We start from the raw sequence: 10,503 nt of genomic DNA, 5'->3' as shown, positions 1-10,503 counted from the left end.
CGCCCGCACAGCGCGGTCACACTGGCCAGATCAAAAAAGCGGTACGTATGCTCTTGGGCGCCAAGCGTCCAATGATTTACGCCGGCGGCGGTGTGGTGCAGGGCGAGGGTAGCGAATTGCTTACATGCCTGGCGAAAATGCTCAATTACCCAGTGACCAATACCCTAATGGGGCTCGGTGCTTATCCGGGAACGGATCGCCAGTTCCTGGGCATGCTGGGCATGCACGGCTTCTATGAGGCCAACATGGCAATGCATTACTCCGATGTGATCCTCGCCGTAGGCGCGCGGTTTGATGATCGGGTGACCAATACTGTGTCAAAGTTTTGCCCGGGCGCGAAAATTATTCATATCGATGTCGACCCGGCGTCGATTTCCAAGACTGTACAGGCAGATATTCCGATCGTGGGGCCGGTGCAATCGGTGCTCACCGAAATGATCGCCCAGATCGAGCAAGTTCAGGAGAAAGATGCGGACCTTCCCGATGCAGGTGCGCTGGCGAGCTGGTGGGAGCAGATCGATGAGTGGCGCGCCAATCACGGCCTAATGACCGGCCGTCGCTATCGCGAGAGCGATATGATCATGCCCCAGCAGGTGATTGAGAGCCTGTTCCGGGCCACGAACGGCGATGCCTATGTCACGTCAGACGTGGGACAGCACCAGATGTTCGCAGCGCAGTACTATCCGTTCGACAAGCCGCGTCGCTGGATTAACTCCGGTGGCCTGGGAACGATGGGTTTTGGTCTGCCTGCCGCTATCGGTGTAAAGCTCGCGTTTCCCGATGCTGACGTGGCCTGTGTAACAGGTGAGGGCAGTATCCAGATGAACATCCAGGAGTTGTCTACAGCGACCCACTACAACGCGCCAGTGAAGGTCATCAACCTGCGAAACAACTACCTCGGTATGGTGAAGCAGTGGCAGGACATGCAGTACGAAAGCCGTTACTCGCAGGTGACCTATGCAGATTCGCTGCCCGACTTCGTCAAGTTGATGGAGGCCTATGGCCACGTGGGTATTCAGGTCACTCGCCTGGAGGATCTGGACGACGCGATGGAAGAGGCCTTTGCCCTCAAAGATCGCACCGTATTCCTCGACGTGCTCATTGACCGGATGGAACACGTGTACCCGATGCACATTGCCCCGGAAGGCTCTATGAAAGATATGTGGCTTTCCAAGAACGAGAGGACCTGATCATGCGACGCATCTTATCAATGCTCATGGAAAACGAGCCTGGTGCGCTGTCTCGCGTGGTGGGCCTGTTTTCGCAACGTGGTTACAATATCGAGACCCTGAACGTGGCGCCGACGGATGACTCCACCTTGTCCCGTCTGACGCTCACCACCGTGGGTGACGATCTGCACATCGAGCAGGTCACCAAGCAGCTCAACAAGCTGGTAGACGTGGTCAAGGTGGTTGACCTCACCGAGGGTGCTCACGTGGAACGTGACCTGATGCTGATCAAGGTTCGCGCGACCGGTGCAGCCCGTGATGAGGTTAAGCGCACCACGGATATCTTCCGCGGCCAGATCGTGGACGTAGGCCCTAACGTTTACACCATTCAATTGGTGGGTACGTCAGACAAGCTGGATTCCTTTGTCGCCGCCATGGTCGACCTGGATATTCTCGAGGTCGTTCGTTCCGGTGTGGCAGGCATTGCCCGCGGCGAAAAAGTACTCTCTCTGTAAACTGCGCGCGGCGGGTAGCCGCGCTCAGACTTCCGGCGTCCGCAAGGGCGCCACAATCATCTGATCGAGCCGGCTGTCCCTGGTCTGGCGCATATACTCCAGTCCCAACTCCATGTCCTGCTGCTCGTTCACCGGCCGCGTCCTGGCGGTGCCGAACAGGTAGTCGAACCAGGGCACCACACTGCCGTAGTTGCTGTTGGTGAACGTTTGTTCTGAACAGTGGTGCACACGGTGAAAATCTGGCGTGAGAATAATACGGCGCAATATCTTTTCTGCAGTGGCGGGTATTGCCACGTTGCTGTGGCTGAACACGGTTGCAGATATGCTGAACAGGTGCACAGCCATGGCGACCTCCATGGGCGCCCCCATGAACAGCGCTACGGGGGCGAAGATGGGTAATGTGGCCAGTGCTTCGACCGGATGGTGACGGAAACTGGTGGTGACATCGATATCGGTATCAGTGTGATGCACCGCATGCAGACGCCACAGCAGGGGGAAGCGATGAAAGGTGTAATGCACCCAGTAGTTGATGAACTCAATCACCAGCAGCAAGAGCAGGCCGCTCAACACCGGGCCAGTGCCCAGCCGTGCCAGCAGCCCGAGTTCATTGAGATGACTCCAGCCCGCCAGCCAGGTGATGAACAACGTGCCCAGCAAGAGATTGAGATACCAGGTCAGGCCACTGAGACCGAGGTTGTTCAGCCAGCGCCAGGCGGTGTGTGGGCCAGGTTCGCGTCGCGGCGCGAACGTCTCGGCGGCAATACACAGGGCGAAGATCAAGGCGGTGGCAATGTAAGCCAGTTGGCTGTAGCTGTCTGAGGGTAACATGCATTGATGGTACACAAAAAAGGGGCCCGAAGGCCCCTTTGAACGCATCTTGTAGTGTTACACGATTCGTTTCATGGCGGTCATGTAGCCACGCAGTTCTTCGCCGATGACTTCAACCGGGTGGGTGCGGATGGCTTTGTTGACGGCGATCAACTCCTGGTTGTCGACGCCGGTTTCACCGGCAATGCCCTTGCCGATAACATCGGTATCGATCTTGGTCATAAAGTCTGCCAGCAGCGGACGACAGGCGTGGTCGAACAGGTAGCAACCGTATTCGGCGGTGTCGGAGATCACCACGTTCATCTCATAGAGCTTCTTGCGGGCAATGGTGTTCGCGATCAGCGGCGTTTCATGCAGTGACTCATAGTATGCAGATTCTTCCTTAATGCCTGCCTGAACCATGACTTCAAAAGCCAGCTCTACCCCGGCTTTGCACATGGCGACCAGCAGAATGCCGTGGTCGTAGTACTCCTGCTCGGGAATGTCCTGGTCCGTGTTCTCCTGCTTCTCGAATGCGGTGTCCTGGGTGGCGGCGCGCCAGCCCAGCAGGTTGGCGTCGTCGTTGGCCCAGTCGGCCATCATGGTGCTGGAGAATTCACCGGACATAATGTCATCCTGATGCTTCTCGTACAGCGGACGCATGATGTCCTTGAGTTCTTCCGCCAGGTGGAAACAGCGAATCTTGGCGGGGTTGCTCAGGCGATCCATCATGTTGGTAATGCCGCCGTGCTTGAGGCCTTCGGTGACAGTTTCCCAGCCATACTGGATCAGTTTGGAGGCGTAGCCGGGGTCGATACCTTTTTCTACCATCTTGTCGAAAGACAGAATGGCGCCTGTCTGCAGCATGCCGCAAAGAATGGTCTGCTCGCCCATCAGGTCGGACTTCACTTCCGCAATCGGTGAAGATTCGAGAACACCCGCGCGGTCGCCGCCGGTGCCTGAGGCCAGTGCCTTGGCGATGTCCATGCCTTCGCCCTTGGGGTCGTTCTCGCGGTGAACCGCAATCAGGGTGGGAACGCCAAAGCCGCGCTTGTATTCTTCGCGGACCTCAGTGCCGGGGCATTTGGGGCACATCATGACAACGGTCAGGTCCTTGCGGATCTGCATGCCTTCTTCAACCAGGTTAAAGCCGTGGGCGTAGTCCAGGCACGCGCCTTGTTTCATCAGCGGCATGACGGCGGTGACAACGGCGGTGTGTTGCTTGTCCGGGGTGAGGTTCATCACCACGTCTGCCGTGGGAATGAGTTCTTCGTAGGTGCCCACGGTAAAGCCATTCTCGGAGGCATTTTTCCAGGACTGGCGCTGCTCGCTGATGGCGCTTTCACGCAGGGCATAGGAGACATCCAGGCCGGAGTCGCGCAGGTTCAGGCCCTGGTTGAGGCCCTGTGCACCACAGCCGACGATGACGATTTTCTTGCCCTTGAGATAGTCGCAGCCGTTGGCGAATTCGCTGCGGTCCATAAAGCGGCACTTGCCCAGTTCTTCCAGCTGCAGGCGCAGTGGCAGGGTGTTGAAGTAGTTCTGTCCCATGGGAATCTCCTGTAGGGGTGTTCAAAGCCTGCGCAGAATACGCATTTCTAATACTTGCGTAAAACGCTAATTAGGTAATACTGTGTTGCAATTAACGCAAAAGGTGGTGTGTGGATACGAGAGCCCTGACGGTCTTTCTCTCAGTAGCGGAGACCCTCAATTTTAGTCGCAGTGCAGAAAAGCTCCACATGAGCGTATCGGCCGTGAGCCGCGCGATTGCCCGCCTCGAAGAAGAGGTGGGCCAGCCGCTGTTGGAGCGCGATCGGCGCAGCGTGCGGTTGTCTCCTGCGGGCCGCGAGTTTCACGATTTTGCCCGCCGTTCGTTGGCGCAGTGGCAGGCGCTGCAGCGCAAGCTGGGGAGTGAGGGCGAACTCGCCGGTGAGGTGAGCTTGTACTGTTCGGTCACCGCCTCGCACACCTTGCTGGCGCCCATTCTTGCAGCGTTTCGTCACGAGTATGCAGCGGTTGATATTATGATGCATACCGGTGACCAGGCCGATGGTGTTAACCGGGTACTGTCCGGGCAAGACGATGTGGCGGTAACCATCAAGCCTTTACACTCGCCATCTCGATTGGAATTCCTGCCGTTGGTGGAGTCGCCGCTGCAATTCTTTATGCCGGCGGCCAATTGCCAAGTGCGTGACCGCGTGCTGGAAGCCCGCGACGGTCCCCTGGATTGGGGGGTGCTACCCCTTATTGTCCCCGAACGTGGAACCACCAAGGAATTGTTTGACGACTGGATTCGCGACCAGCGCATCAGGCCTCGAATTTACGCCCAGGTCGCGGGGCACGAGGCGATTGTAGCCATGGTGAGCCTGGGTCTGGGGGTGGGCATCGCCCCGCAGCTGGTGATCGAATCCAGTGGATTGCGTGACCAGGTGGAGGTTTTCGAGGTGGACGCTGCCTTGCCATCGCTGTCGATTGGTCTGGCGAGCCTGCGCCAGCGGCTGGCCAGCCCGTTGCTGGGAGCCCTGTGGCGAGTGGCCGGGCAGACCTATCCGGGTTCGAGTGATACAATCGCCGCGCTTACGCAGGGATATGACCAATGAGCGATAAACCAGATCAGCCAGAAGTTCCTCAGGCGCAGGACAGCCCCTCATCTGTGAGCGCGGCCCTCGACATTCTGATCGATGAACACGAAGAAGAAGTGTCAGAAAACGGTCAGGCCGTGCGTCGCCAGGGGATCTACCTGCTGCCCAACCTGTTTACCACCGGGGCTCTCTTTGCGGGTTTCTATGCCGTGATCGCCGCTATGCGCGGCGATTTCGAGAGTGCACCCATTGCCATCCTCGCGGCACTGGTACTCGATGGCCTGGACGGCCGGATTGCGCGTTTGACCAATACCCAGAGCAAGTTTGGTGCCGAGTATGACAGCCTTGCGGACATGGTGTCCTTTGGTGTGGCGCCGGCACTGGTGATGTTCAGTTTTGCGCTTGGTGACCTGGGCAAATTTGGCTGGAGTGCCGCGTTTATATACGTTGCCTGCGCGGCATTGCGCCTCGCGCGGTTCAATACCCAGGTAGACACTGCAGACAATAATTTCTTCACTGGCCTGGCCAGTCCCTCCGCGGCGTGCATCGTTGTCAGTGCCGTCTGGGTGTGCAATGACCTGGGGCTGACCGGAATGGCGCTCTCGCTGGAACTCAAAGTCGTACTGGCGGTACTCACCGCCGTCATCGGGTTACTGATGATGGCCAACTTCCCTTACTACAGCTTCAAAGGCATTGATCTGCACGGTCGGGTGCCCTTTGTAGTGATGATCGCTGTGGTGTTGGTGTTCGGTTTGGTCACGCTGGACCCGCCGCTGATTTTGCTGCTGGGCTTCCTGGGTTATGCCCTGTCAGGTCCGGTCATGTTGTTGCTCAAGAAAAAATGAATCGCCGGGGGGTGCCCGGCGATGCGCTACACAGATAGGTCGTTACCGCTCACAGACGTCTTCCTCGATATAGTCCGGAATACAGGTCTGACCCGTCTCTAGAGCGGTGCCGGCGGAACAGGTGCCCTCTACGATCGCAGCGCAGAACCCTGGGACCACCTCGTCCTTCTCTGTTACCTCATAAGTCTCGCCACAGGTGTTCTTGATCGGCGGCATGGTCGGATCGTAGGGGTTGTATTGAATTTCTGTGACCGAACCACAATTTGGGTCCTCGATCAGATACTCTTCAATTAACGCCTCTGCGTGACGGGCGCCAAATCCACCGATTGCAACCCCAGTGCACAGTACTGCTACCCCAAGCAGCTTGTCGCCGATGTTGGACTTGCGTAGCACCCGCACGGCAATCGTGACGAGGGTAATACCCAGCACTACCATTAACAGATCTGACATTACCGGTACGGGGACGGCGGGGGCGACAGCATCGGCGACGGGCGCTGGAGCCGGTGGTTCTGCCTGTGGCGTCAGAGTGATCACGGGATTGGCCACGCCCGCGAAGGAGCTGTTGGACGCTAGTAAGAGCAGGCCTGTTGTCACCGATTGGAGATGTAGGCAGGTGAGTTTCACGAGTGATTCCTTTAGAACTATTAATTATATTGACCAGGCTAGCGCTGAGCGGTCAGTCTTGCAATATCTGGCTGGCACAAAATGTAGGCAGTATTGCCGCTCGCTGGTAGGCGCTACTCGCCATCCAAGGAGGTTGTGGAACCTTTAATGTTCGACGGGTTCATAGTTTTATCGATAGTAGGGAGCAATGCTTGTGAGAGAGCGATTCAAGGTGCCGCACATTCCGTCTTCGGAAATTACTCCGGAGTCCATTTACATGCGCCGTCGGCAGCTGATGAAGGCTGCCGGCTTGCTAGGGGGTGTCGCAGCGGGTGTCGCTTTTGACGCCGTAGCTGCTGTAACAACCGGTGGCAAATCGCTGCAGTTTGCCCCTGCAACAGCGGGCTCCGACGGCTTTCACACAGGCGAAGATCAGACTCCCTTCACTGATGCCAGCCAGTACTGCAACTTCTATGAGTTCGGTACCGGCAAGAGCGATCCGGCGGACTATGCCCATGAGATGAGCACGGACCCCTGGTCATTGGAGGTGACAGGTGAAGTAGCAAAACCTGGCAAGTTGAGCCTGGAAGATATTCTGGGGCGTTACCCTCTGGAGGAGCGGATTTATCGCCTCCGTTGTGTCGAGGCCTGGTCCATGGTGATTCCCTGGGTAGGTTTCCCCCTGGCTTCACTGCTCAGAGAATTTGAGCCCACCAGCAAGGCCAAGTACGTGGCCTTTGAAACGCTGTATCGCCCCAAGGAAATGCGTGGCACCCGTTCTTTCGGCAGTACCATTGACTGGCCTTATCGTGAGGGGTTGCGCCTGGACGAGGCAATGAACCCGCTGACCCTCATGGCGGTTGGCATGTATGGCAAGACCTTACCCAACCAGAACGGTGCCCCCATTCGCCTGGTAGTGCCCTGGAAGTATGGGTTTAAGAGTATCAAGTCGGTGGTGCGGATTCATCTGACAGACAAGCAGCCCGCGACGTCCTGGCAGGACCAGAATGCGCGTGAGTACGGTTTCTATTCGAACGTAAACCCGGAAGTAGATCACCCCAGGTGGAGCCAGAGGTACGAGCGGAGGCTGCCCTCGAGCTTATTTAGCCCCAACCGCATCCCCACAACCATGTTTAATGGTTATGGGGAGCAGGTGGCCCATCTCTATACGGGGATGGATCTCAAGAAATACTACTAAATACAGACACCTGAGTCCTCTGGGGTGAAGATATCGGTCTCACAACTCTCGCCCGGGACGAGTGTGAGGCCTGCTTCACATGTTCCCTCATTCTCCGGCCGGACCTGCAGCTCTGTGCACTCCTCGAAGTTCACGGTTTCGCTTTCTATGTTCAGGATCTCCTGATCGCTTTCGCAATTGTTGGTAACTGAATTGGCAGTCGTCGCATCGGAGCCAGTGATATCACCGCCTTCACAAGTCGGTGCGATCGGGTTGTCCATGATCCCGATAGCTATGGTGCGATCGGCGCCCATGCCGACCAGGGTCAGGCTGCCACCGAGGGCAGCGATGCTCAGTAACTTCTGAGCGCCTTTGCTGTTGCGCAGAGAACGGAAGGCGACGGCCATGAGCATCAACCCCACTACGATCAATAGCAGGTCGTCCATCACCGGAACAGGCAGTGTTGGTTCCTTGGCACCTGCATTCGGTGCAGCTACCGGCGGCGCTGCGGGAGTTGGTTCCGGGGTTGGCGCCGGGGCAACGGTGACGGTGGTAACCGCGGTGCCCACAGGAGCGCTCGCGTGAGCGAGTGCACTGACTAGTTGCGTGGCCAGGGCAGGGGTCGCCGTCAGAAGAACGCGTTTCATGATTATTCTCCTTTACTGAGGGCAGCTATTGTTGTCGGAATAACTGTAGGCGTCGAGCGTACACATTTCGTCAGGCGCCAGTTGGGTGCCTACCATAAATGTGCCCTCGTCAGTGACTTCGAGATCGACGCAGGGACTGGTGAAATCCTCAATCTCGATGGCAGTAATTTCCTGGGGGTGCTGCAATCGTTGGTGATCTGGTAGAAATTGCCGATCAGATCGGGGACGTCGATGTCTGTGCCATCACAGTCGGGCGCGATAAAGACGTCTGCATAGTCGATGAGCGCAATCGTTCGCTCAGCCCCAAGGCCGCCGACCAGCAGGCCGGTGCCGAGCACGGCAATACTCAGCAGCTTTTGTGCACCCTTGCTCTTTGGCAGGAACCGCATTGCGATAACGACCAGTACCAGCCCGAGTACTCCGAACAACACGCTGTCCATGACGGGAATGGGGGCTGCTGGCTCCATAGCGCCTGCGACGGGTGCGGCCGCTTCGGGTGGGGGTTCCGCGGGCGGCGGTGGTGGGGGTGCCGGCGCCATCGTAATAATAGCGTTGGCGGCATTTCCTGCGTGGCTGAGTATGGCGGTGCATTGCAGAGCGATAGCGCTGCTCAACGCTAAGATGTGCTTGACACTCATGGTGGACTTCGTTGTTTATTGGTTATTTTTTTACGCGCCATAGCGCACCAAACGGCGTGAATTGGCCAGTGGGGGGAACCTATAGCGGGGCCCGTGTTCTTACAGTTTTGGCAACTTTATTTGATGGAGCTGGCGGTGGGCGCTAATAGACTGCCCTTGTGGGTCAAACCAATGGTGTTTGTTGTGTGTTTGGCGCCCTTCGCATGGCTGGCATATCAAGCCTTCGCCGGCGGGTTGGGGCCTGACCCTGCTGAGGCCATTCTTGCCTCCACGGGCGTGTGGGCTTTGCGCCTATTGGCACTGACGCTATTCGTGACGGTGCTGCGGCAATGGTTGGGTAAACCCTGGCCGATCCGGTTGCGCAGGATGTTGGGGTTGTACACATTTTTTTATGCCTCTCTCCACTTCCTGACCTTCGCCAACTTTTACCTGGGGTGGACGCCAGCCATTCTTGCAGAGGAGCTGCTGGAGCGACCGTATATTACGGTTGGGTTTCTTGCCTGGCTGTTGATGCTGCCGCTTGCGGTGACGTCTACCCAGGGGTGGCAGCGGCGTCTGGGGCGCTCCTGGCGCAAGTTGCATAAGTTGGTATACCCGGCGGCGGTGCTCGGATGTATTCATCTGTTCTGGCAGGTCCGTTCTGATGTCACCGAGGCATTGGTTTACTGCCTGATTTTTGCCCTGTTATTGGGTTGGCGGGCGCGAGTTTGGCTGCCTGCTAAAAAAGTTTGAAAAAGCGCTTGCCCCGGCAAAGTGCCTCTGTATAATGCGCCGCTCTCGAGGGATGACGCCCGGCGAATCAGCCCCTCCTGAAGGCCAAATTTCAGCCAATTTTTGAAGCCTCGAAAATTTGCAGAAATTAATTTCAAAAAGGCCTTGCAGGGGGCAAAACGATCCGTATAATGCGCACTCCTCGGTGGGGGGTAACCCCCCGACGAGATCTCAAATCCTGGCGATTTGAGAGTTGCTTAACAAGAAGACGAAGACAGATGTGTGGGCACTTGTTGGGATAGTTGTACACGACTATTCAGACGCAACAAGTGACCATTGATTCATAAGTTTTATGGAACATTGATTTCGAATTGTGTCTGAGCCGAGATTTGATTGTTATCGCGAGGTAATCGCGCAAACAATCCCTCTTACAGCCGGTAAGGTGTAGAGGTAAAAGATTTAAACTGAAGAGTTTGATCATGGCTCAGATTGAACGCTGGCGGCAGGCCTAACACATGCAAGTCGAGCGAGAAAGCACTTCGGTGTGAGTACAGCGGCGGACGGGTGAGTAACGCGTAGGAATCTACCCAGTAGTGGGGGACAACAGTCGGAAACGGCTGCTAATACCGCATACGCGCTACGGGGGAAAGCGGGTGACCTTCGGGCCTCGCGCTATTTGATGAGCCTGCGTAAGATTAGCTAGTTGGTGAGGTAAAGGCTCACCAAGGCGACGATCTTTAGCTGGTCTGAGAGGATGATCAGCCACACTGGAACTGAGACACGGTCCAGACTCCTACGGGAGGCAGCAG

General features: G+C 57.0%; 11 protein-coding genes and 1 rRNA gene. 7 read left to right on the top strand and 5 right to left on the bottom strand.

Going from position 1 to position 10,503, the window contains the following annotated elements; genetic code table 11:
- Together A3709_RS07850 and ilvN are read left to right on the top strand one after the other, a co-directional pair.
- The coding region (locus A3709_RS07850; protein WP_066052678.1) for a thiamine pyrophosphate-dependent enzyme at positions 1-1,190 on the top strand (1,190 nt) is incomplete at its 5' end.
- A gap of 2 nt (positions 1,191-1,192) precedes the next feature.
- The gene (ilvN, locus tag A3709_RS07845; RefSeq protein WP_066052676.1) at positions 1,193-1,684 is read left to right on the top strand and encodes an acetolactate synthase small subunit; all 492 of its coding nucleotides are present in this window, start codon (positions 1,193-1,195) and stop codon (positions 1,682-1,684) included.
- Between the two features lie 24 nt (positions 1,685-1,708).
- Here the strand turns inward: ilvN and A3709_RS07840 are convergent, their stop codons facing one another.
- Both A3709_RS07840 and ilvC read right to left on the bottom strand, forming a co-directional pair.
- Positions 1,709-2,512, bottom strand: coding sequence for a sterol desaturase family protein (locus A3709_RS07840; protein WP_066052673.1), 804 nt, complete (start codon positions 2,510-2,512; stop codon positions 1,709-1,711).
- Positions 2,513-2,569: 57 nt separating this feature from the next.
- The gene (gene ilvC, locus A3709_RS07835; protein WP_066052671.1) at positions 2,570-4,042 is read right to left on the bottom strand and encodes a ketol-acid reductoisomerase; all 1,473 of its coding nucleotides are present in this window, start codon (positions 4,040-4,042) and stop codon (positions 2,570-2,572) included.
- A 110-nt stretch (positions 4,043-4,152) separates the two neighbouring features.
- Here ilvC and ilvY point away from each other — a divergent pair, with 110 nt between their 5' ends.
- Entirely contained in the window at positions 4,153-5,091 is a 939-nt protein-coding gene (gene ilvY / locus A3709_RS07830; protein WP_066052669.1) for an HTH-type transcriptional activator IlvY, read from the top strand.
- Positions 5,088-5,918 carry a CDP-diacylglycerol--serine O-phosphatidyltransferase gene (gene pssA, locus A3709_RS07825; protein WP_066052666.1) on the top strand — a complete coding sequence of 277 codons (831 nt, stop codon included), beginning with the start codon at positions 5,088-5,090 and terminating at the stop codon, positions 5,916-5,918. The genes ilvY and pssA overlap by 4 nt, the downstream gene beginning before the upstream one ends.
- Positions 5,919-5,960: 42 nt before the next feature.
- On the opposite strand, the gene A3709_RS07820 is transcribed toward pssA, so the two are convergent.
- Positions 5,961-6,542 (bottom strand): hypothetical protein, encoded by a 582-nt coding sequence (locus A3709_RS07820; protein ID WP_066052663.1) that lies wholly within the window; start codon positions 6,540-6,542, stop codon positions 5,961-5,963.
- Positions 6,543-6,729: 187 nt separating this feature from the next.
- Here A3709_RS07820 and msrP point away from each other — a divergent pair, with 187 nt between their 5' ends.
- Positions 6,730-7,719, top strand: coding sequence for a protein-methionine-sulfoxide reductase catalytic subunit MsrP (msrP, locus tag A3709_RS07815; RefSeq protein WP_066052661.1), 990 nt, complete (start codon positions 6,730-6,732; stop codon positions 7,717-7,719).
- Here msrP and A3709_RS07810 read toward each other — a convergent pair.
- Positions 7,716-8,345, bottom strand: a complete 630-nt coding sequence (locus A3709_RS07810; RefSeq protein ID WP_066052658.1) for a hypothetical protein — start codon at positions 8,343-8,345, stop codon at positions 7,716-7,718. The two genes, msrP and A3709_RS07810, sit on opposite strands and share 4 nt — an antisense overlap.
- A gap of 89 nt (positions 8,346-8,434) precedes the next feature.
- The gene (locus tag A3709_RS23620; RefSeq protein ID WP_066052655.1) at positions 8,435-8,983 is read right to left on the bottom strand and encodes a hypothetical protein; all 549 of its coding nucleotides are present in this window, start codon (positions 8,981-8,983) and stop codon (positions 8,435-8,437) included.
- A 135-nt stretch (positions 8,984-9,118) separates the two neighbouring features.
- On the opposite strand from A3709_RS23620, the gene A3709_RS07800 reads away from it, so the two are divergent.
- Positions 9,119-9,715 (top strand): sulfite oxidase heme-binding subunit YedZ, encoded by a 597-nt coding sequence (locus A3709_RS07800; RefSeq protein WP_231871131.1) that lies wholly within the window; start codon positions 9,119-9,121, stop codon positions 9,713-9,715.
- 440 nt (positions 9,716-10,155) lie between these two features.
- Positions 10,156-10,503 (top strand): 16S ribosomal RNA (locus tag A3709_RS07795); the annotation flags it as partial.

Source organism: Halioglobus sp. HI00S01 (assembly GCF_001635445.1).
Classification (GTDB): domain Bacteria; phylum Pseudomonadota; class Gammaproteobacteria; order Pseudomonadales; family Halieaceae; genus Halioglobus; species Halioglobus japonicus.
This window is presented reverse-complemented; position numbering and strand designations above follow the sequence as displayed.

Excerpts from the sequence above, each read along its gene's own strand:
- ilvN (WP_066052676.1), top strand. The coding sequence starts at position 1,193 with ATGCGACGCATCTTATCAATGCTCATGGAAAACGAGCCTGGTGCGCTG.
- A3709_RS07840 (WP_066052673.1), bottom strand. The coding sequence starts at position 2,512 with ATGTTACCCTCAGACAGCTACAGCCAACTGGCTTACATTGCCACCGCC.
- ilvC (WP_066052671.1), bottom strand. The coding sequence starts at position 4,042 with ATGGGACAGAACTACTTCAACACCCTGCCACTGCGCCTGCAGCTGGAA.
- pssA (WP_066052666.1), top strand. The coding sequence starts at position 5,088 with ATGAGCGATAAACCAGATCAGCCAGAAGTTCCTCAGGCGCAGGACAGC.
- msrP (WP_066052661.1), top strand. The coding sequence starts at position 6,730 with ATGCTTGTGAGAGAGCGATTCAAGGTGCCGCACATTCCGTCTTCGGAA.
- A3709_RS07810 (WP_066052658.1), bottom strand. The coding sequence starts at position 8,345 with ATGAAACGCGTTCTTCTGACGGCGACCCCTGCCCTGGCCACGCAACTA.
- A3709_RS23620 (WP_066052655.1), bottom strand. The coding sequence starts at position 8,983 with ATGAGTGTCAAGCACATCTTAGCGTTGAGCAGCGCTATCGCTCTGCAA.